Annotated in this window: 20 protein-coding genes; 14 read left to right on the top strand and 6 right to left on the bottom strand. The window is 74.1% G+C overall.

What is annotated here, in order from left to right:
- The first annotated feature begins 5 nt into the window (after nucleotides 1-5).
- The gene (locus ACZ51D_RS05040; RefSeq protein ID WP_465617512.1) at nucleotides 6-1,979 is read left to right on the top strand and encodes a tetratricopeptide repeat protein; all 1,974 of its coding nucleotides are present in this window, start codon (nucleotides 6-8) and stop codon (nucleotides 1,977-1,979) included.
- Between the two features lie 95 nt (nucleotides 1,980-2,074).
- Here ACZ51D_RS05040 and ACZ51D_RS05035 read toward each other — a convergent pair whose 3' ends face one another.
- Nucleotides 2,075-2,488, bottom strand: a complete 414-nt coding sequence (locus ACZ51D_RS05035) for a Fur family transcriptional regulator (RefSeq protein WP_465617514.1) — start codon at nucleotides 2,486-2,488, stop codon at nucleotides 2,075-2,077.
- Nucleotides 2,489-2,592: 104 nt separating this feature from the next.
- Here ACZ51D_RS05035 and ACZ51D_RS05030 point away from each other — a divergent pair, with 104 nt between their 5' ends.
- Nucleotides 2,593-4,068 (top strand): catalase, encoded by a 1,476-nt coding sequence (locus ACZ51D_RS05030; protein WP_465617516.1) that lies wholly within the window; start codon nucleotides 2,593-2,595, stop codon nucleotides 4,066-4,068.
- A 95-nt stretch (nucleotides 4,069-4,163) separates the two neighbouring features.
- On the opposite strand, the gene hisN is transcribed toward ACZ51D_RS05030, so the two are convergent.
- From hisN to ACZ51D_RS05005, 5 genes are all read right to left on the bottom strand, one after another.
- The gene (gene hisN, locus ACZ51D_RS05025) at nucleotides 4,164-4,961 is read right to left on the bottom strand and encodes a histidinol-phosphatase (protein WP_360505639.1); all 798 of its coding nucleotides are present in this window, start codon (nucleotides 4,959-4,961) and stop codon (nucleotides 4,164-4,166) included.
- 222 nt (nucleotides 4,962-5,183) lie between these two features.
- Entirely contained in the window at nucleotides 5,184-5,507 is a 324-nt protein-coding gene (locus ACZ51D_RS05020; protein ID WP_465617518.1) for a DMT family transporter, read from the bottom strand.
- A 120-nt stretch (nucleotides 5,508-5,627) separates the two neighbouring features.
- Nucleotides 5,628-6,683 carry a ribosome small subunit-dependent GTPase A gene (rsgA, locus tag ACZ51D_RS05015; protein WP_465617520.1) on the bottom strand — a complete coding sequence of 352 codons (1,056 nt, stop codon included), beginning with the start codon at nucleotides 6,681-6,683 and terminating at the stop codon, nucleotides 5,628-5,630.
- A gap of 15 nt (nucleotides 6,684-6,698) precedes the next feature.
- On the bottom strand, nucleotides 6,699-8,030 hold the full coding sequence (aroA, locus tag ACZ51D_RS05010) for a 3-phosphoshikimate 1-carboxyvinyltransferase (protein WP_465617522.1): 1,332 nt from the start codon (nucleotides 8,028-8,030) through the stop codon (nucleotides 6,699-6,701).
- Nucleotides 8,031-8,061: 31 nt separating this feature from the next.
- Nucleotides 8,062-8,787 carry a M50 family metallopeptidase gene (locus ACZ51D_RS05005; RefSeq protein WP_465617524.1) on the bottom strand — a complete coding sequence of 242 codons (726 nt, stop codon included), beginning with the start codon at nucleotides 8,785-8,787 and terminating at the stop codon, nucleotides 8,062-8,064.
- Between the two features lie 138 nt (nucleotides 8,788-8,925).
- On the opposite strand from ACZ51D_RS05005, the gene ACZ51D_RS05000 reads away from it, so the two are divergent.
- The 12 genes from ACZ51D_RS05000 (at nucleotide 8,926) to ACZ51D_RS04945 (ending at nucleotide 20,823) form a co-directional block, all read left to right on the top strand.
- Complete coding sequence (locus tag ACZ51D_RS05000; RefSeq protein WP_465617526.1) at nucleotides 8,926-9,678, top strand: SOS response-associated peptidase; 753 nt, start codon at nucleotides 8,926-8,928, stop codon at nucleotides 9,676-9,678.
- Nucleotides 9,679-9,765: 87 nt separating this feature from the next.
- Entirely contained in the window at nucleotides 9,766-10,425 is a 660-nt protein-coding gene (locus tag ACZ51D_RS04995; RefSeq protein WP_465617528.1) for an alpha/beta hydrolase family protein, read from the top strand.
- A gap of 307 nt (nucleotides 10,426-10,732) precedes the next feature.
- Nucleotides 10,733-11,476, top strand: a complete 744-nt coding sequence (locus ACZ51D_RS04990) for a sigma-70 family RNA polymerase sigma factor (RefSeq protein ID WP_396287756.1) — start codon at nucleotides 10,733-10,735, stop codon at nucleotides 11,474-11,476.
- The gene (gene rsrA, locus ACZ51D_RS04985) at nucleotides 11,473-11,898 is read left to right on the top strand and encodes a mycothiol system anti-sigma-R factor (protein ID WP_465617530.1); all 426 of its coding nucleotides are present in this window, start codon (nucleotides 11,473-11,475) and stop codon (nucleotides 11,896-11,898) included. Before ACZ51D_RS04990 ends, rsrA begins: the two co-directional genes overlap by 4 nt.
- Nucleotides 11,899-12,246: 348 nt before the next feature.
- Nucleotides 12,247-13,665, top strand: coding sequence for an HD-GYP domain-containing protein (locus ACZ51D_RS04980; protein ID WP_465661239.1), 1,419 nt, complete (start codon nucleotides 12,247-12,249; stop codon nucleotides 13,663-13,665).
- Between the two features lie 86 nt (nucleotides 13,666-13,751).
- On the top strand, nucleotides 13,752-15,029 hold the full coding sequence (locus ACZ51D_RS04975) for an HD-GYP domain-containing protein (RefSeq protein WP_465617534.1): 1,278 nt from the start codon (nucleotides 13,752-13,754) through the stop codon (nucleotides 15,027-15,029).
- Nucleotides 15,030-15,398: 369 nt separating this feature from the next.
- Nucleotides 15,399-16,391, top strand: a complete 993-nt coding sequence (locus ACZ51D_RS04970; protein WP_360505667.1) for a tetratricopeptide repeat protein — start codon at nucleotides 15,399-15,401, stop codon at nucleotides 16,389-16,391.
- 42 nt (nucleotides 16,392-16,433) lie between these two features.
- Nucleotides 16,434-17,087, top strand: coding sequence for a peptide deformylase (gene def, locus ACZ51D_RS04965; RefSeq protein ID WP_396287753.1), 654 nt, complete (start codon nucleotides 16,434-16,436; stop codon nucleotides 17,085-17,087).
- A gap of 142 nt (nucleotides 17,088-17,229) precedes the next feature.
- Complete coding sequence (locus ACZ51D_RS04960) at nucleotides 17,230-17,733, top strand: flavodoxin family protein (protein WP_465617536.1); 504 nt, start codon at nucleotides 17,230-17,232, stop codon at nucleotides 17,731-17,733.
- A 145-nt stretch (nucleotides 17,734-17,878) separates the two neighbouring features.
- A complete protein-coding gene (gene cseB / locus ACZ51D_RS04955; RefSeq protein ID WP_465617538.1) occupies nucleotides 17,879-18,601 on the top strand; it encodes a two-component system response regulator CseB in 723 nt (240 codons plus the stop codon).
- 5 nt (nucleotides 18,602-18,606) lie between these two features.
- Complete coding sequence (locus ACZ51D_RS04950) at nucleotides 18,607-19,881, top strand: sensor histidine kinase (RefSeq protein ID WP_465661237.1); 1,275 nt, start codon at nucleotides 18,607-18,609, stop codon at nucleotides 19,879-19,881.
- A gap of 204 nt (nucleotides 19,882-20,085) precedes the next feature.
- Nucleotides 20,086-20,823 (top strand): ABC transporter ATP-binding protein, encoded by a 738-nt coding sequence (locus ACZ51D_RS04945; protein WP_465661415.1) that lies wholly within the window; start codon nucleotides 20,086-20,088, stop codon nucleotides 20,821-20,823.
- Nucleotides 20,824-20,842 lie beyond the last annotated feature (19 nt).

The following is a 20,842-nucleotide window of genomic DNA, read 5'->3' as shown; positions in this document are numbered from 1 at the left end:
TCGGCATGAGGCTGATCGGCAAGTCAGGCGCCAAGTCAGCGGCGGCAGCCGAGGCGGACACCGACGCCTGGGCGGAGAGCGCAGAGGCCCCCGACAGCCGTCCCGGAGCCCTGCCGGCCCAGCGCACCAGCGGACTGTCCGAACGCCCCACCCCCGGCTACGGCCCCGACAGCCTGGTCCACGTGCCCACCCGTCACTTCGCCGCCGCCGTCGGCGCGTACGGGGAGCGGACCGACGAGGAGCCGGCCGCCGGCGCCGCCCTCGACCCGGCGGGCCTGGACCCCACCAGCTTCGAAACCGCGCTCGCCGCCCGCGAGTCCGCCGCGCTGGAGGCCCGGCACCGGCAGGCCGCCGACGGCGGGGACCCGGAGGCCGCCGGCCGGCTGGGCACCCTGCTGCTGCGCCGCGGCGACCTGGAGGACGCCGAACCGTACCTGCGCGCCGCCGCGGCGGCCGGGGTGCGCGCCGCCGCCAACAACCTCGGCGTGCTGCTGCACCAGCAGGGCCACCGGGCCGAGGCCGGCCAGTGGTGGCGCCAGGCCGCCGTCGCGGGCAGCGCCCCGGCCGCGCACGCGCTCGGCCTGCAACTGCGCGACCAGGGCGAGGAGGAGGCCGCCGAGTACTGGCTGCACTTCGCCGCCGACCACGGCCACCCGCTCGGTGCCTACGCCCTGGGCGACCTGATGGAGCACCGGCGGGACGTCCGGGCCGAGCGCTGGTTCAAGGTCTCCGCCGACGCCGGGCACCGGGAGGGCGCCTACCGGCTGGGCCGGATGCGCGAGGCCGCCGGGGACAAGGAGACCGCCGAGGCCTGGTACCGCACCGCCGCCGCCCGCAGCCACGCCCGCGCCGCGCTGCGCCTGGGCGTGCTGCTGGAGGAGCGCGCCCGTGCCGACCGGTCCCCGGCGGAGGAGGCGGCCCGCTGGTACCGGCAGGCCGCGCAGAACGGGGAGCCGCGCGCGGCCTGCGCGCTGGGCTTCCTGCTGCGCGACTCCGGGGACATCGAGGCCGCCGCCGAGTGGTGGCAGGAGGCCGCCGAGGCCGGGGACGGCAACGCGGCCAACGCGCTGGGCGCGCTGTACGCGAGCCGCGGCGAGGCCAAGGAGGCCGAGCGCTGGTACCGCGTCTCGCTGGACGCGGGCGACCAGAACGGCGCCTTCAACCTCGGCCTGCTCTGCGCCGGCACCGGTCGCGAGCAGCAGGCCGAGCAGTGGTACCGCCGGGCCGCGTACGCCGGGCACCGGGAGGCCTGCAACGCGCTGGCCGTGCTGCTGCTGCAGCGCGGCGACGAGTCCGGGGCCCAGCCGTGGTTCTCCAAGGCCGCCGAGGCCGGCAGCGTCGACGGCGCCTTCAACCTCGGTGTGCTGCACGCCGGGCGCGGCGAGCAGCGGCAGGCCCAGGAGTGGTACGCGCGGGCCGCCGCCGAGGGGCACGGCGAGGCGGCGCTGCAGCTCGCCGTCGTCCAGGAGCAGCGCGGCAACCTGACCGGGGCGCTGGACCGCTACCGGCAGGCGGCGGCGGGCGGCTCGGCCGAGGGCGCGTTCCGGCTGGCCTCGCTGCTGGACCGGCGCGGTGACGCGGACGCCGAGGCCGAGCACTGGTACGCGCTGGCGGCCGACGCCGGGCACCGGCGGGCGCAGGTGCGGATGGGCGTGCGGGCGGCCGAGCGCGGTGCGCTGGAGATCGCCGAGAGCTGGTACCGGCGGGCCGCCGAGGCCGGCAGCCGCAGCGCCGCGTTCAACCTGGGGCTGCTGCTGGCCCGGCAGGACAGCGAGGCCGAGGCGATGCTCTGGTACACCCGGGCCGCCGACGCCGGGCACGGGCGGGCGGCGCTGCGCCTCGCGCTGCTGGCGCTGCGCCGGGGCGAGCCGGTGCAGGCGGAGAACTGGTGCCGGCGGGCGATCGACTACGGCCCGGCCGAGGTGGCGGAGCGGGCCGGGCGCCTGCTGGGCGCGCTGCACGCCGAGCTGAGCGCGTAGCGGGCCGCCCGTTCGGGGGGCTGGGCGTTCGGGAGCTGCCCGTTCGGGGGCCGGACGTTCGGGCTGGGCGCGTAAGGGTGCGCTCAACTGTCGCGCTACGGGCGGCAGTCGGGGCACAGGCCGCGGTAGGTGACCTCGGCGGCGGTGACGGTGAAGCCGAAGCGCTCGGCGGCGGGCAGTGCGGCGAGCGGGTCGCCGTGCGGGTGGACGTCGCGGATCGCGCCGCAGCCGGAACAGACCAGGTGCTGGTGGGCGCGGTGCGCGTTGGGGTCGTAGCGCCGGGCGCGGCCGTCGGTGGCGACTTCCAGGACCTCGCCGAGGGCGACCAGTTCACCGAGCGTGTTGTAGACGGTGGCGCGGCTGATCTCGGGCAGTCGGTCCGTCGCGCGGGCGTGCACCTCGTCGGCGGTGAGGTGGACGTGCTCGCCGTCGAGGACCTCGGCCACGACCCGGCGCTGCGAGGTCAGCCGCCAGCCGCGTTCGCGCAGTCTCTCCAGCAGGTCGTTCATGGCCACCAGAGTAAGTCACAGTCCGGGATTGATTCCAGTATTGACTTGGACAAAGTCCAAGTTAGGATCGTGTCATCACGACCGACCCCGTGGAGGCACCCGTTATGACCACGCAGGACGAGCTGCGCCCGACCCTCACCACGGAGGCGGGTGCCCCCGTCGCCGACAACCAGAACACCGAGACCGCGGGCATCGGCGGCCCGGCCCTGATCCAGGACCAGCTGCTGTTCGAGAAGCTCGCGCACTTCAACCGTGAGCGGATCCCGGAGCGCGTCGTGCACGCCCGCGGCGCCGGGGCCTACGGCACCTTCACGGTCACCGCCGACGTGACGCCCTGGACCCGGGCGGCCTTCCTCTCCGGGATCGGCAAGCAGACCGAGGTCTTCCTGCGCTTCTCCACCGTGGCCGGCAACCTCGGCGCGGCCGACGCGGTGCGCGACCCGCGCGGCTTCGCGCTGAAGTTCTACACCGAGGAGGGCAACTACGACCTCGTCGGCAACAACACCCCGGTGTTCTTCATCAAGGACGCCATCAAGTTCCCCGACTTCATCCACACCCAGAAGCGCGACCCGTACAGCGGCTCGCAGGAGGCCGACAACGTCTGGGACTTCTGGGGCCTGTCGCCCGAGGCCACCCACCAGGTCACCTGGCTGTTCGGCGACCGCGGCATCCCGGCCTCCTACCGGCACCTGAACGGCTACGGCTCGCACACCTTCCAGTGGCAGAACGAGGCCGGCGAGCACTTCTGGGTCAAGTACCACTTCAAGACCGACCAGGGCATCCGCAACCTCACCCAGGCCGAGGCCAACGCGCTCGCCGGCGAGGACCCGGACAGCCACCAGCGCGACCTGCGCGAGTCCATCGAGCGCGGCGACTTCCCCAGCTGGACGGTGCAGGTCCAGATCATGCCGGCGGCCGACGCGGCGGCCTACCGCTTCAACCCCTTCGACCTGACCAAGGTCTGGCCGCACGCCGACTACCCGCCGATCGAGATCGGCCGGCTGGAGCTCAACCGCAACCCCGACAACGTCTTCGCCGAGGTCGAGCAGTCGGTCTTCTCCCCGGCGCACTTCGTGCCCGGCATCGGCCCGTCCCCGGACAAGATGCTCCAGGGCCGCCTGTTCGCGTACGCCGACGCCCACCGCTACCGGGTCGGCATCAACGCCGACCACCTGCCGGTGAACCGTCCGCACGCCACCGAGGCCCGCACCAACGGCCGCGACGGCCACCTGTACGACGGACGCCACGGGCGGCAGAAGAACTACGAGCCGAACAGCTTCGGCGGCCCGGTCCAGACCGGCCGCCCGCTGTGGGCCGCCACCGCCGTCGACGGCCTCACCGGCACCCACGTGGCGCCCGCGCACGCCGAGGACGACGACTTCGTGCAGGCGGGCAACCTGTACCGGCTGTACTCGGAGGACGAGAAGCAGCGGCTGATCGCCAACCTGGCCGGCTTCATCGCCAAGGTCTCGGCCGACCGCGAGGACATCGTGGAGCGGGCGATCGACAACTTCCGCCAGGCCGACGCCGACTACGGGCAGCGGCTGGAGACGGCGGTCCGGGAGCTGCGCAAGCAGTAGCAGCAGCCGGGCCGAGAAAGCGGCAGGCCCTGTGACCAGCTCCCACTGGTCACAGGGCCTGCAACCATGTCAGGGCGGTTCAGGCGTTCAAGCGTTCAGACGCTCAGGCGGCGCAGCGCTTCCTCGTGCAGCACGCCGTTGGAGGCGACGGCGTCGGCGCCGCCGGGGCCGGGGATGCCGTCCAGGCCGGTGAAGCGGCCGCCGGCCTCCTCCACGATGACGCAGTTGGCCGCCATGTCCCACAGCGACAGCTCGGGCTCGGCGGCGATGTCCACGGCGCCCTCGGCGACCATCATGTAGGACCAGAAGTCGCCGTAGGCGCGGGTGCGCCAGCAGGCGCGGGTGAGGTCCAGGAACGGGTCGAGGCGGCCGCGCTCCTCCCAGCCGGTGAGCGAGGAGTAGGAGAAGGACGCGTCCTCGATCCGGGAGACGCCGGAGACGTGGATCCGGGAGGCCTTGGTCAGGCTGCGGCCGGCGAAGGCGCCGAGGTCCTTGGCCGCCCACCAGCGGCGCTGCAGCGCGGGGGCGGAGACGATGCCGACCACCGGGCGCTCGACGCCGTCCGGGCCGTCCTCCAGCAGGGCGATCAGGGTGGCCCAGACCGGGACGCCGCGGATGTAGTTCTTGGTGCCGTCGATCGGGTCGATCACCCAGCGGCGCGGGCCGGAACCCTGCAGGCCGAACTCCTCGCCCAGGATCGCGTCACGCGGGCGGGCGCGCTGCAGCACGCTACGCACGAGTTCCTCGGCGGCCTTGTCGGCGTCGCTCACCGGGGTGAGGTCGGGCTTGGTCTCGACCTTCAGGTCGAGGGCGCGGAAGCGCTCCAGGGTGACCGAGTCGGCCGAGTCGGCGAGGACGTGGGCGAGTCGGAGATCGTCGTGGTAGTCGGCCATGTCCGAAACCCTAGCGAGCCCGCCCCGATCGGCACAGCGGGGCTCGCGGAGCGGGACGGGGCCGTCCGGGGGCGCGCCGTGTCGGCGAGTGGGCGAGCAACCGCTCCGAGCCGAAGGGGCGCGGGCCGGTGCCGAAAGGGAGAAGCGACAAGCCAGGCACGAGCGCCGGAGCGCCGACCGTCGGCACCGGGTCAGAGCGCCCCGGAGGCGAGCGGGCGAGTATCAGTGCGCGGTGCCGCTGAGCTGGAGGCCGATGACACCGGTGATCACCAGGGAGATCGAGACCAGTTTGAGCACCGAGGTGGCCTCGTTCAGGAAGACCATGCCGTAGATGGCGGTGCCGGCCGCGCCGATGCCCGTCCACACCGCGTAGGCGGGGCCGATCGGCAGGCTCTTCAGGGAGAGGGTGAGCAGGCCGAAGCTGCCGAGGGCGAACACGCAGAAGCTGACGGTGGGCCAGAGCTTGGTGAAGCCCTCGCTGAGCTTGAGGTTGATCGCGAAGCCGGTCTCGAGCAGGCCGGCCAGGACCACCAGGGCCCATGCCATCGCGTGCCCTCCCAGTCGATCGACGGGTCGGACCGTGCCCGGCCCGACTTTCCTATGATCGCCAGGCGGGCGCGGTCCGACACCTCGAAGGGGCCACGGATCCCGGGAGTGAGCGAAGGCTCAGTCGTCCTCGCGGGTCTCCTTGCTGGCCAGCAGACGGCGCAGCGAGTAGAGCCGGGCGGCCTCGGCGTGGCCGTCGGCGACCCAGGCGTCCAGCGCGCAGTCCGGCTCGTCGTGGCTGCACGCGCGCGGGCACTCGGCCGTGCCGGGCTCCAGGTCGGGGAAGGCGAGGATGACCCGGGACGGGTCGATGTGCGAGAGGCCGAAGGAGCGGAAGCCCGGGGTGTCGATCACCCAGCCCGGGTTCAGCGCCTTCTTGGAACCCGGCTTGGCACCGAGCGGCGGCGGCAGCCGCAGCGCGAGAGCGGAGACGGTGGTGTGCCGGCCGCGGCCGGTGACCGCGTTGACGTGGCCGGTCTGCCGCTGGCGGTCCGGGACGAGGGCGTTGACCAGGGTGGTCTTGCCGACGCCGGAGTGGCCGATGAACACCGTGGAACGCCCGCGCAGGTACGCGCGGACCGCCTCGGCGCCGGTGGTCTCCAGCTCGTCGCGGCGGGTGACCACGTACTGGATGCCGAGCGAGGCGTAGGAGTCCAGCAGTGTCGCGGCCGGGGCCAGGTCGGACTTGGTGAGCACCAGCAGCGGCTCCATGCCCGCGTCGTAGGCGGCCACCAGGCAGCGGTCGATCAGCCGGGGGCGCGGCTCCGGGTCGGCCAGCGCGGTGACGATCGCCAGCTGCTGGGCGTTGGCGACGACGATCCGCTCGTACGGGTCGTCGTCGTCCGCGGTGCGCCGCAGCACCGAGCTGCGCTCCTCGACCCGGACGATCCGGGCGAGCGTGTCGGCGTCCCCGGAGAGGTCGCCGACGATGTTGACGACGTCGCCGACGACGACGCCCTTACGGCCCAGCTCGCGGGCCTTCATGGCGACGACCTCGCGCTCCTGCTTGGTGCCCGGGTCGACCAGACAGGTGACCCGGCCGCGGTCGACCGTCAGCACCATCGCCTCGGCGGCGTCGTCGTGCTTGGGCCGGATGCGGGTCCGCGGCCGGGAGCCCCGGCGGGCGGGGCGGTTGCGGATGTCGTCTTCGTCGGCGTCCTTGCCGTAGCGGCGCATGGCTCAAGTCTCCGCTCAGGCGCCCGCCGCCGCTTCGCCGAGCAACTCGGCCCACATCCCGGGGAAGTCGGGCAGCGTCTTGGCGGTGGTGGCGACGTTCTCGACCTCGACACCGGGCACGGCCAGGCCGAGCACGGCGGCGGCGGTGGCCAGCCGGTGGTCCTCGTAGGTGTGGAAGATGCCGCCGTGCAGCGGGCGCGGGCGGATCCGCAGGCCGTCCTCGGTCTCGGTGACGTCGCCGCCGAGGTCGTTGATCTCCTTGGCGAGCGCGGCGAGCCGGTCGGTCTCGTGCAGCCGCAGGTGGGCGATGCCGTACAGGTGAGAGTCGGAGTCGGCGAGCGCGGCGACCGCGGCGATCACCGGGGTGAGCTCGCCGACGTCGTGCAGGTCGGCCTCGATGCCGTGGATCCGGCCGGTGCCGGTGAACTGCAGGCCCTCGTCGGTGAACTCGCAGGCGCCACCCATCCGGGTGTAGATCTCGCGCAGCTGGTCGCCGGGCTGGGAGGTGTGCTTGGGCCAGTCCCGCACGGTGACGCGGCCGCCGGTGACCAGGGCGGCGGCGAAGAACGGCGCGGCGTTGGACAGGTCCGGCTCCACCACCAGGTCGCGGCCGATCAGGGCGCCGGGGGTGACCCGCCAGACGTCCTTCTCGCCGCCGTCCTCCGGGGCGTCGACCTGGGCCCCGGCCAGGCGCAGCATCTCCACGGTCATCCGGATGTGCGGCAGCGACGGCACCGGGCCGCCGACGTGCCGGACCTCGATGCCGTGGTTGTAGCGGGCGCCCGAGAGCAGCAGCGCGGAGACGAACTGGGACGAGGAGGAGGCGTCCAGCTCGACCGGGCCGCCGTCCAGGGAACCGGTGCCGTGGACGGTGAGCGGGAACGCGCCCCGGCCGCCGTCGTCGATCCGGGCACCGAGCGCGCGCAGGGCGTTGATCACGCCGTGCTGGGGGCGCTCGTAGCAGCGCGGGTCGCCGTCGAAGTGCACCGGGCCGTCGGCGAGGACGGCGAGCGGGGGCAGGAAGCGCATGACCGTGCCGGCGTTGCCGACGTCGACCGAGGCGGGGCCGAGCAGCGCGGGCGCGGGGATGACCCGCCAGGCCTCGCCGCCGCCGGTGCCGCCCGCGTCGTTGTTGACCGTCTCCTCGATGGTGACCCCGAGGGCGCGCAGGCCGTCGGCCATCAGCTGGGAGTCGCGGCTGCGCAGCGGACGGCGCACCCAGCCGGGCTTCTCGGCGAGAGCCGCCAGCACCAGGGCCCGGTTGGTGACCGACTTGGAGCCGGGGATGGTGACGGTGGCGTCGACGGGGCTGGTGGCGACGGGGGCGGGCCACAGGGTCTCGGTCATGTGGCAAGTCTAGGGGCCGCCCGAGCGCCCTCTAATGCAGCGGCTGGAGCAGCCAGCTCGCGCCGAGGGCGAGGCAGGCGAGGGCGGTGAGCAGGAAGACGGTGACCCAGGCGAGGGCCGGGACGTGGGTGAGCCGGGCGAGCTGGTCGGCGTCGGAGTCGCGGGCCCAGCCGATGCGGCGCTGGTGCTGGAGCTCCAGGACGGGACGGACGGCGCCGAAGAGCAGGAACCAGCAGCCGAGGTAGGCGAAGCCGGCCTGGACCTCGGCGCTGCCGAACCAGGAGACCAAGAAGAAGGCGCCGCCGGCGACCAGGACGGTGAAGAGGCCGAAGGCGTTGCGGATGCGCAGGAGCAGGGCGAGCAGCAGGGCGATCGCCAGCCAGAGCAGCAGGGTGATCCGGTCGGCGGCGAGCAGGGCGGCGCAGCCGAGCCCGAGCAGGGCGGGAGCGGTGTAGCCGGCGGCGGCGGTGAGGATCATCCCCGGGCCGGTGGGGCGGCCGTAGGAGAGGGTCAGGCCGGAGGTGTCGGAGTGCAGCCGGATGCCGGCGAGCTTGCGGCGGGTGGCGAGCGCGATCAGACCGTGGCCGCCCTCGTGGGCGATGGTGACGGCGTTGCGGGTGACGTGCCAGAGCGGGCGGGCGAGGACGGCGAGCAGGGCGGCGGCGCCGGTGGCCAGGACCAGCCAGCCGGGCGGGGCGGGCTGGCTGCCGGTGACGTGGTCCCACAGGGCGCTCAGGGTCTGGTCGTCGGTGCTCATGTGATCTTCCCCGCCTCCGTTCGCTGCGTTGGGCCGTTCGGGGCAGCCTCCCATGCGGGGACGGGCGGGCGGGAGCGGGCGGTTCTGGTCCGGGGATGAAGAGGTGGTGAGAACGGGCGGCATGGCAAGCTGGCCCGCATGTGCGGTCGGTTCGCAGCCAGCAGTAAGCCCGAGGCCATCGTCGAGCTGTTCGACGTCGAGCAGTGGGACCCCGAGGAGACCCTGGACCCGAACTGGAACGTCGCGCCGACCGACAGCGCGTTCGTGGTCCTGGAACGGACGGGCCGGGAGCGGCCGCGGGCGGTGCGGCAGCTGCGGGTGCTGCGCTGGGGGCTGGTGCCGCAGTGGTCGAGCACCGCGGAGACGGCGGTGAAGATGATCAACGCCCGGTCGGACACGGTGCACGAGAAGCCCTCCTACCGGCAGGCCTTCGCCGCGCGCCGGTGCATCCTGCCGGTGGACGGCTACTACGAGTGGCAGACGGTGCCGGGCGAGCGGGGCAAGGCGCGCAAGAAGCCGTACTTCGTCTCCCGGGCGGACGGCACCCCGCTGGCGCTGGCCGGGCTGTACGAGTTCTGGCGCGACCGGGCCGTACCGCCCGGGCACCCGGAGGCCTGGCTGGTGACGTTCACGATCGTCACCACGGACGCCGAGGAGACGCTCGCGCCGATCCACGAGCGGATGCCGCTGTTCCTCGACCCGCAGGACTGGGACGAGTGGCTGGATCCGCGGCTGACCGACCCGGACGGGCTGCGCCGGCTGCTGATACCCCCGCCGCCCGGCGCGCTGCTGGCCACCCCGGTGTCGCCGGCGGTCGGCAGCATCCGCAACAACGGCCCGGAGCTCAAGGAGCCGTGGACCGAGGTCGAGTACGAGACCACCCTGTTCTGAGCTGTTCCTGGCAGTCCTGAACCTGTCCTGCAACCTGTCCTGCAACCTGTTCTGACCTGTGCTGAAGCGCGTTGGGAGCAAGCGGAGATGACCACCGAACCCGTCCCCACCGAACCCGTCCCCACCGAGGCCGGGGAGGCCCGGATCACCTACCACCGGGCGGCCGCGCCGAAGGCCGTCCTGGCATTGGGCCACGGCGCGGGCGGCGGGATCGGGGCCCGGGACCTGGTGGCGCTGGCCGGGAACCTGCCGGAGCGCGGGATCACCGTGGCGCTGGTCGAGCAGCCCTGGCGGGTGGCGGGCAAGAAGCTGGGCCCGGCGCCGAAGACGCTGGACCTCGGCTGGCGGCCGGTCGCCGAGCGGCTGGCCGGGCAGGGGCTGCCGCTGGTGGTGGGCGGGCGCAGCGCCGGGGCGCGGGTGGCTTGCCGGACGGGGGTGGCCACCGGGGCGGTTGGGGTGGTGGCGCTGGCGTTCCCGCTGCACCCGCCGGGCAAGCCGGAGAAGAGCCGGGCGGAGGAACTGCTGGAGTCGGGGCTGCCGACGCTGGTGGTGCAGAGCGTGGCGGATCCGTTCGGCGGGCCGGAGGAGTTCCCGGGGCTGCCGGCCGGGCACGAGCTGGTGGCGGTGCCGTACGGCAGCCACGGCTTCGAGGTGCCCAAGCGGGCGCCGGTGGGCCAGGACGAGGTGCTGGACCTGATCTGCGCGGCGGTGGGGGACTGGGTGCTGGCCCTGGTGGCCCGCGGGTGAGGCCGTGGCCGCCGCGACCGCTGTGAGCAGGGAGTTTCCGGTCGCTCACCCCTGGGAGTGAGGTCCGCGGGTGAGGCGGGAATGCGGGCGGGGCCGGTGTGGTTGACACCGTCGTCAGCACGATCACCGGTGAGAGGCAGGGCAGATGGGTTCGATCGCGTGCCCCGAACGGCCTGAGGAGCGCGAGGCCACCACGGCGTTCGTCCCCTCCTGGTCGGAGTGGATTGACGCGGGCGAGAAGCCCGTCAGCCCGATATCCTCCATTTCTGGGCGGCCCGCTGTGGGCCGTGGCCGTCATGCCGAGGAGGTGGGTCCGGTCGTCGGGACCGAGCACGAGGCCGAGCCGGGCGGTGGCCCGGAGGAGGTCCGGCCTGCGGGCGAGGCGCTCACCGGTGAGGAGCTGGCCGAGGCGATCGGTGAGGACACCTACCGGGTGTCGGCGGAGGAGAGCGAGCAGGCCCGGCGGGAGCGCTTCGAGCGCGACGCCCTGGGCTACCTGGATCCGATGTACTCGGCGGCGCTGCGCATGACGCGCAACCCGGCCGACGCGGAGGACCTGCTCCAGGAGGCGTTCGCCAAGGCGTACGCGTCCTTCCACCAGTTCCGCGAGGGCACGAACCTCAAGGCCTGGCTGTACCGCATCCTCACCAACACGTTCATCAACTCGTACCGCAAGAAGCAGCGGGAGCCCCAGCGCACCGCGGCGGAGGAGATCGAGGACTGGCAGCTGGCCAGGGCCGAGTCGCACATGTCGACCGGTCTGCGCTCGGCGGAGACCCAGGCGCTCGACCACCTCCCCGACAGCGATGTGAAGGACGCGCTCCAGGCCATCCCGGAGGAATTCCGGATCGCCGTCTATCTCGCGGACGTAGAAGGCTTTGCGTACAAGGAGATCGCGGACATCATGGGTACTCCCATCGGTACGGTGATGTCCCGACTGCACCGCGGCCGCCGTCAGCTGCGCGGCATGCTGGAGGATTACGCCCGTGAGCGCGGGCTGGTCCCGGCCGGCAGCGGGGCAGGGCAGGAAGCGAAGGGCTCGGGCTCATGAGCTGCGGCGATCCGCACGACACCGAGTGTGGCGAGGTCCTCGACCACCTCTATGAATTCCTCGACAACGAGATGGCCGAGGGCGACTGCGCCAAGTTGCGCGTGCACTTCGAGGAGTGCTCGCCCTGCCTGAAGCAGTACGGGCTGGAACAGGCGATCAAGGCGCTGATCAAGCGTTCCTGCGGGTGCGACGACACCCCGGCCGACCTGCGCAGCAAGGTGCTCGCCAGGATCGACTCGATCCGGGCCGGGCAGCGCTCGGGCGAGCCGGTGGTGGTCGCGGCGGAGAGCGCCGTCGAGGTGCACGTCGAGTCCGCCCGGCCGGCGCCCAGGCCGACGCCGAAGGCGGCGCAGGGCGGGGCCGGCGAGGAGCCGGCCGGGCGCCCCGGCGCGCCCGTCGAGGCGGGCGCCCCGGCGGAGTGACCGGCCGTCACGCCGTCCGGGCGGTCACCGGCCGAGCGCGGTAGTCAGCGAGTTCGGTCATCAGGGAGTTCAGCGGCCCCGGGAGCGTGCGCTCCCGGGGCCGCTCCCGTTCTGCTCGCATGCGCCGTCACTCGTACGGGTGAGTTGGCGGTGCGCCAACTGCGCCATTGCGCGACCATGCGTCCCCGCGCCCGGACGGCGGCCTATCCTCCTGACGGACGCTCACCGTCGGTTCGCCCGGCGCGCTGAGGCAACACGGGCCCGGACGGCGGGGAGGCCGAGATCGCTACCGACAGTGGAGGCGCGACCCTGCCGCCGGGTGCGGCGCGCTACCTGGTGGCCGTCCCGGTGGCGGCACTGTGCTGCCTGGTGCCGCTGCTGCCCGCCGGGGCCACCCCGGGGGTGCCGCGCTGGCTCGGCGAACCGGTGGACTGGCCCAAGGTCGGCCTGCTGGCCTTCCTGCACGGCTGCTGGGAGTCACTGGCCCAGGGCCTGCCGACGCCCTGCCTGGTGCTGGTGCGCCGACTGCTGCGCCGCCCGGCACTGCCCGGGCGGGTGCCCGCCCGACCGGGGGCGAACGCCTTCTTCCCGGTGCTGTTCGCCGGGGTCCTGATGCTCCCTCCGGCCGCCGCCGCCCTGGTCGCCGCCCCGGCCGCGCTGCTCGGCGGCCCGAGCGGGCCCGGCTGCCGAGGGCGGCAGCTGTTCAACGGCTCCCAGCTCGCGCTGTGCGCCTTCACCTCCTCGGTCGTGTTCCACCTGCTGTGCGGCCCGCAGCTGCTGCTGGGCTCCCGCTTCCCGGCCGCGCTGCTGCCCGGCTTCGCCGCCGTCGCCGCGTTCTGCCTGGTCAACGGCGTGGTGGTGGGCGTGATGGTGATGCTCAGCGAGGGCCGCGGGGCCGGGGTGCTGCTGCGCGGGGCCTGCTCGGTGTGCGGACTGCCGGTGCTGGTGCACGCGGCCGGCGGGCTGATGGTCGCGGTGCTGTGGCAGGGCCCGTACGGCGCGTTCGCGGCGCTGCTGGCGCTGCTGCCGCTGTCCATCTCCGCCTGGGTGTTCGCCCAGGGCCAGCGTGAGCAGGACGCCCACCAGGCCACCGTGCAGTCGCTGGTGCAGGCCGTGGAGATCAAGGACGCGTACACCCGCGGGCACAGCGAACGGGTCGGCCGGGCCTCGGTGCTGATCGCCACTCAGCTCGGCATGGAGGCCGAGCGGCTGCGCACCCTGCGCTTCTCGGGGATCCTGCACGACGTCGGCAAGCTCGGGGTGGCCACCGAGCTGCTGCGCAGAAACGGTCCCCTCAGCGAGGCGGAGCGCCGGGCCGTGGAGATCCACCCGGTGTACGGGTACGAGCTGGTGCGCGGGATCGACTTCCTCGGCGAGGCGCACGCCGGGATCCTGCACCACCACGAGCGGATGGACGGCCGCGGCTACCCGAGCGGGCTGGCCGGCGAGCAGATCCCCGAGTTCGCCCGGATCATCTCGGTCGCCGACGCCTTCGACTCGATGACCTCCACCCGCTCCTACCGGCGCGGCCGCCCGGTCGCCGAGGCGGTGGCCGAGCTGGAACGCTGCTCGGGCAGCCAGTTCGACCCGGTGATGGTGCGGGCGCTGATCGACGCGCTGGCCGTGCACGACTGGCAGCCCGTGGTGCACTCCGAGGACTGCGTGCGGGCCGTCCCGGACATCCCGCTCGGGGTGCCCGAACCCGTTCGGGCGGCTCCCTCCCGGGTGCCGTCCCAGGGCGGCGTCCCCGCGGCCGGGCAGTCGTGACGGCGCCCGGGCGCGCGGTCCTCGGCCGCAGGGCCCGCGGCCGGACGCTCCCCGGCCGGACGGCGTGCGGGCCCACCGCCCGTGCCGTGCACGTGGCCGCCGCCGCGCTGCTGGCGCTCGCGCTGGGCGCGGTCGCGGTGCGCGGGGTCGCGGAGCCCAGGGTCGCGCTGGCGTTCATCGTGCTGATCGCGCTCGGCGAATGCGTCCGCATCACCCTTCCGGGGGATCGCGAACAGGCGCCCATCGGCGCGGCCGGCGCGCTGGCCTACGCGCTGCTCGGGCCGCTGCGCGGAGTGCCGACCGCGCACGGGACGCTCCAGGTGGTCGCGGCGACCGGCGTCGGCCTGCTGCTGGCCTGGCTGCCCGGGCTCGCCCTGTCGCACCACCCCGACCGCCCGCACCGCCGCCCGCCCTGGGCCGACCCGGCCCGTCGCGACAGCGCCGCCCGTCGGCTGCTCGCCGTCGGCTTCGCGGCCGCCGTCTTCCAGCCGCTGTACAACGGCGGCCTGGTCGACCGCTTCTCGCCCGAGGGCCCGGCGTACGGGGCGTTCCTGACGGCCGTCGCCGCGCTGGCCGCGCTGTGCGACGCGACCCTGGCGGCCCTGCTGCGCCGTTCGGGGGGCGGACTGCGGTTCCCGGCGGCCCTGGAGGACGAGCTGCGCTCGCTGTTCGGCATCGGCTCGGCGATCGTCGCCACCGGCATGCTGGTCAGCCTCGCGGCCGGTGAGGTCGGACTCTGGGCGCTGCCGCTGTTCTGCACCCCGCTGCTGCTCGCCCAGGTGTCCTTCCGGCGCGCCGCGGCGGTGCGGGCCACCACCGGGCAGACCATCGCCAGCCTCGCCCGGGCCACCGAGGTGGCCGGCTACACCCCGCACGGGCACGCGCGCCGGGTCGCGGACACGGCGTGCGCCCTCGGGCGCGAGCTGGGCCTGGGCACCCGCGAGCTCGCCCTGTTGGAGTACGCCGCGCTGATGCACGACGTCGGCCAGCTCTCCCTGGTCGAACCGGTGCCGGACGGTGCCACCGCGGTGCTGCCCTGCGCCGAGCAGCAGCGGATCGCCCGGCTGGGCAGCGAGGTGATCAGCCGCACCGGGGTGCCCCGGCAGGTCGCCGAGCAGGTCGCCCGGCTGGCCGACCCCTGCGCCGGGCCGGCTGGCGGCGAGGGCCCGGTGCCGCTCGCGGCCCGGATCATCCGGGTCGCCAACGCCCACGACGACCTGCTCACCGCGGCCCGCGGCCGGGGCGTCGGCGAGGCGGTCGGGCGGCTGGAGGCGCTGGAGGTGATCCGGCTGGGCCGCGGCCGGGTCTACGACGCCCGGGTGGTGGACGCCCTGGCCCGGGTCGGCGGACAGGCCCGCGGCTGAGGTTCGGAGCTGCAGGTCAGGGCCGGGGTTCGGGGCTGCAGTTCGGGGCTTCGGCTCGGGGCCGCGGGCCGGACGTCGGGGCCGGGGCCCGTGGCCGGGGCGGGCGGGGGAGCGGGGCCGTCGGCCCGGGGTTTTCGGTCCGCCGAACGGGGTCCGCCCCGCCAGGGGTTGAGAGGGCGCGATCGGGCGGGCAGGCTGGGGAGGGGCGGCCCCAACCTCGGCGGTGGGGAGCGCGGGCGGGGGCGAGCGTGGTTGGATGCGGTCGTAGCGTGGAACACCGACCCGGGGCACCGAGCCCCGTACGCCGTCCAAGACGGTACGGGCACGGGTGGCACGGGACTTGAGCGGACGACGACGGCAGGGACGAACGTGAGGATCTTCCACCGGGCACGGCACCGGCCGTCCGCCACCTGGCGGCAGACGACCGACCGGGCCTTCACGCTGATCGGCGACGGCCGCTACGAGGACGCCGGCGCGCTGCTGGTGATGGCCGCCGACCTGGAGCCCTGGCTCTCCGACTCCTGGTTCAACCTCGCCCTCCTGCACAAGTTCCGCCGCGACTGGGAGCAGGCCCGCTCGGCCGGCCTGCGTGCCGTAGCCCTACTGGACCGCGAACACGGCGCCCCCGACTGGTGGAACCTCGGCATCACCGCCACCGCCCTGCAGGACTGGCCGCTGGCACGCCGCGCCTGGCAGGCGTACGGGCTCAAGCTGCCGGGCGGCCCCGGCGGGCAGCCCGACGGTCCGGTCAGCCTGGACCTCGGCACCACCCCGGTGCGGCTCTCCCCGGACGGCGAGTCCGAGGTGGTCTGGGGCCGGCGCCTGGACCCGGCCCGGATCGAGGTCCTCTCCATCCCGCTGCCCTCCTCCGGCCGCCGCTGGGGCGAGGTGGTGCTGCACGACGGCGCCCCGCACGGCGAGCGGGTCACCGACGGCGTCGCCTACCCCGTGTTCGACGAGATCGAGCTGTGGGCGCCCTCCCCGGTGCCGACCTACGTGGTGCTGCTGCAGGCCGCCACGGCCGGGGACCGTGACGCCCTGGAGCGGCTCGTCGCCGACGCCGGCTACGCCGCCGAGGACTGGACCTCCTCGGTGCGGCTGCTCTGCCGCGCCTGCTCGGAGAGCCGGATGGCCTCCGACGACGGGGTCGCCGCCCACCACGACCCGCACGACGACGGCGACGCCGCCCACCCCGGCCACCTCAGCCACCTCAGCCAGGGCGGCGCGGCCGGGATGTCCTGGCTGGTCGAGCGCGAGTGCGGGATCGCCGCCCCCGCCCACCTGGTGCGGGTGCTGCTGGACCGCTGGGTCACCGGCTCCCCGGGAACCCGGGCTTACCGGGATCTCGAAGAAGTCTGCTGAGTACCCTGGTGAGGTACGTGTAGACCTATGGAAGCGGAAGACATGGCGGACCAGGCCGAGCAGCACGACCACTCGCACGAGCACGAGCACGACGTGGAGGGGGCGGCGCCCGAGGCTCCCGTGAAGGTGGTCGGCGAGGAGCCCGACCTCGGCAGGGGCACCGCCCGTCCGATCACCGTCGTCGGCAACCCCGTCCTGCACCGCGAGGTCAAGGACGTCACCGCTTTCGACGACGAGCTCTCCGCGCTCATCGACGACATGTTCCAGTCCATGTACGCCGCCGAGGGCGTCGGCCTCGCCGCCAACCAGATCGGCGTGGACCTCAAGGTCTTCGTCTACGACTGCCCGGACGACGAGGGCGTGCGCCACATCGGCCACGTGATCAACCCGACGCTCGAGGAGTACCCGGCCGACCGTCGGCGCCTCCTCGACGACGGCAACGAGGGCTGCCTGTCCGTCCCCACCGCCTACGCCGAGCTGCCGCGCCCGGACTACGCGGCCGTGACCGGCGTCGACAAGGACGGCAAGCCGATCCGCGTCGAGGGCACCGGCTTCTTCGCCCGCTGCCTGCAGCACGAGACCGACCACCTGTACGGCACCCTCTACATCGACAAGCTGTCCAAGCGCGACCGCAAGGACGCCCTGAAGCAGATGGCCGAGGGCACGGCGAAGTACGCGACCGTGCCGAACGCCTGACGGCGGAGCGGCTGTCGGACTTCGACGAAGGCCGGTGCGGACCCTTCCGCGCCGGCCTTCGGCGTTCCCGGCCGACGATGTCACGTTCTCCCGCCCCGTCCGGTCCATTCCTCGGAAGTGACCGAACGGAAGGGGAACCGTCATGAAGGCCGTCATCGTGTGCGCGTCCGTGTCCCACGGAAACACGAGGAGGATCGCCGAGGCCATGGGCCGGGTGCTGTCGGCCCCGGTGGTCGAGCCCGAACAGGTCGACGCGGCCGGGCTCTCCGGCTACGACCTGGTGGGCTTCGGCTCGGGGATCTTCACGGGGCAGTTCCACCCACGGCTGCGCCACTTCGTCCGGTCGGTTCCCGAGCGGGCTCCCCAGGGGCAACGGCAGGGGCAGCGGCAGCGGGCGTTCGTGTTCGCCACCAGCGGGCTGCCGGAGCTGCCGGTCCGGCCCTTCACCCGCCCCCTGGTGCGGCAGCTCGAACGGAAGGGCTTCGAGGTGGCCGGCGCCTTCTCCTGCCGGGCCTTCGACACCTGGCTCCCCTTCAAGCTGGTAGGCGGCATCAACAAGGCGCGGCCGGACGGCGACGACCTGGCGGCGGCGCGCGCGTTCGCCGAGGGGCTGCGCGCGGACGGCCCCGGCGGCAGCGCTGGGTGAGCCGGGCTCCTCGGGCGGGGTTCCGTATCGGGTGGGTATCAACGAGCGCTCGGTCTGCCGTCGACCGGTTCCACACGGCGGGCGCGTCCGGTATCTGCCGTATCGTTCCCTTGTCCGCCGCCGAGGGAACTGGAGCCCGCCGCCCGTGTCCTCGCCCGCACCGTCCCCGCGCCCGGTCCGCGTGCTGCTGGTGGAGGACGACGACCTGATGCGCCGCTCCTTCACCGTCGCGCTGGAACGCTACGGCTACGAGATGACGGCCGCGGCCGACGGCCTCACGGGGCTGGAGCTGTTCCGGGCCGAGCAGTTCGACCTGCTCGTCCTCGACGTGATGCTGCCCGGACTCGACGGGATCGGCCTGTGCCGCCGGATCCGGGAGACCAGCCTGGTGCCGGTGCTGATGATGTCCGCGCGCGGCGACGGGCTCGACGTCGTCGCCGGACTGGAGGCCGGGGCGGACGACTACGTGGTCAAGCCCGTGGACACCTTCGTGCTGGTGGCGCGCATCCGCTCGCTGCTGCGGCGGGCGACGTACACACCCGTCCCCTCGCCCGAGGCCGCTGCCGCTGCCGAGGGCGAGGGCAAGGTCCTGGTGTTCGGGGACCTGACCGTCGACACCGCCGGCATGGAGGTGTCCGTCGGCGGACTCCCGGTCGCGCTGACCCCGACCGAACTCAAGCTGCTGCTGGAGTTCGCGGCCCACCCCGGCGTGGTGCTGGAGCGGCACACCCTGCTGCGCAACGTCTGGGAGTACGGCTGGGACGGCGACAGCCGGGTGGTGGACCTGTGCGTGCAGCGGCTGCGCCGCAAGCTCGGCCGGGAGCGGATCGAGACGGTCCGCGGCTTCGGCTACAAGCTCAAGCGCTGAACGCGATGCGTACGCTCCGTCGGCGTCGGGCCTCGCTGCGCTGGAAGATCGCCGCCCTCGCCGCCGCCACCGCCTGCCTGGTCGCGGCGGCGGTCGGCGTGCTGGTGCACCTGTGGACCGCCCAGGACATCCGCAGCCGGGCCGAGGCGCGGGCCTTCAACGCCGTGTACTCGGCCGTGGACGTCTACCGGCGCACCGGAGCACTGGCCGACGGCGCCGAACTCGACCCGGCCGACCTGCCCGCCGGCTTGCGGCACCCGGCCGACGGGAACCGGCACACCGCGTACGACGGACGCGTCGAGGGCAACGCGGGCCCGAGCGCCTGGGCCGCCCAGCGCACCGGCGGCCCGGGCAGCCCGGTGCTGGCCGTACGGATCAACATGGGCCCGGAGCTGTCCGATCTGCCCCGGCTGGACGTGGCGATGGCGGTGGCCTCGCTGCTCGCCCTCGCCGTGGCCACGCCGGCCGCGGTGTACGGGGCCGGGCTGCTCGCCCGCAGACTGCGGCGGGTCGCCGAGACCGCGGACCGCATCTCCGCCGGGGACCTCGACGCCCGCACCGGGCCCACCAAGGGCGACGACGAAGTGGCGGACATCGCGGCGACGGTGGACGCGATGGCCGACAGCCTCGGCCGACTGCTCCGGACGGAACGGCAGTTCACGGCCGACGTGGCACACGAGCTGCGCACCCCGATCGGCGGGCTGCTCGCCGCCGCCGACCTGCTGCCGCCCGGCGAGACGGAGGACCTCATCCGGGCGCGGGTGCGCGACCTGCGCGGACTGGTCGAGGACCTGCTGGAGATCTCGCGGCTGGACGCCGGGGCGGAACAGCCCGTACGGGCCCGGGTGCCGCTGGGCGCCGTCGTCCGGGAGGCCGTGGCGCGCACCGGGTTCGAGGCCGAGGTCTGCGTGGCAGCGGTTGCCGAGGCTGACACGGCGTCGGCGGCATCCTCGCCGTCGGCGTCGGTGGAGACCGACCCCCGGCGGCTGGAACGGATCGTCGGCAACCTCGTCGTCAACGCGCACCGGCACGGGGCCGCCCCGGTGCTGGTCACGGTTGAGGGACGCACCGTCGTCGTGCGCGACCACGGCCCCGGCTTCCCCGCCGACCTGCTGCGGCACGGCCCACGCCGGTTCCGGACCGGCGCCGCCGAGCGCGGCACGGGCCACGGGCTCGGCCTGACCATCGCGGCAGGACAGGCCCGACTGCTCGGCGCGGAGCTGAGCTTCGCCAACGCCGCGGACGGCGGCGCGGTGGCCACCCTGCGACTGCCGGACTGACGCGCTGCCGCACGACCGCTTGCTACGGAACTGCTTGCTGCACAACGCGTGCTGGACAGCCGCTTGCTACCGAACTGCTGCCGACTGGCGCGGGCGCTGATACACGGCGGCCCAGGGGCCTGATACGTGCACCGGACACCCTTCGACGTGCACCGATCCGCACCTCGAAGACGGAGTCCCCTCGTGACCGCCAACTCCCTCACCCTGCACACCACACCCGGGATCGCGGCCGCCACCGCCGACCTGACGAAGGTCTACGGCAACGGCGACACCCGGGTCACGGCGCTGGACCGGGTGAGCATCGCCTTCCGGGAGGGCGAGTTCACCGCGATCATGGGCCCGTCCGGCTGCGGCAAGTCCACCCTGATGCACTGCGCCGCCGGTCTCGACACCCCCACGTCGGGCTCCGTCCGGATCGGTACGACGGAACTGGGCGGCCTGGGCGACCGGCAGCTCACCCAGCTGCGGCGGGACCGGGTCGGCTTCATCTTCCAGGCGTTCAACCTGCTGCCCACCCTGACCACGCTGGAGAACATCACGCTCCCGCTGTCGCTCGCCGGGCGGCGGGTGGACCGGGAGTGGCTGGAGCGCGTGGTGTCGATGGTCGGGCTGTCCCAGCGCCTCGGCCACCGCCCGGCCGAACTGTCCGGTGGGCAGCAGCAGCGCGTCGCGGTCGCCCGGGCGCTGGTCGCGCGGCCCGCGATCGTGTTCGGCGACGAGCCGACCGGCAACCTCGACTCCCGGGCCGGGGCCGAGGTCCTCGGCTTCCTGCGGGACTCCGTACGGGAGTTGGGCCAGACGGTGGTCATGGTGACGCACGACCCGGTGGCCGCCGGCTACGCGGACCGGGTGGTGTTCCTGGCCGACGGGCGGCTGGTCGACGAGATGGCGCACCCGACGCCGGACCGGGTGCTCGACGTCATGAAGTCCTTCGCCGGCTGAGCCGGCGCCGAGTCCGCGC

The sequence above is a fragment of the Kitasatospora sp. NPDC033851 genome, assembly GCF_055576085.1.
This window is presented reverse-complemented; position numbering and strand designations above follow the sequence as displayed.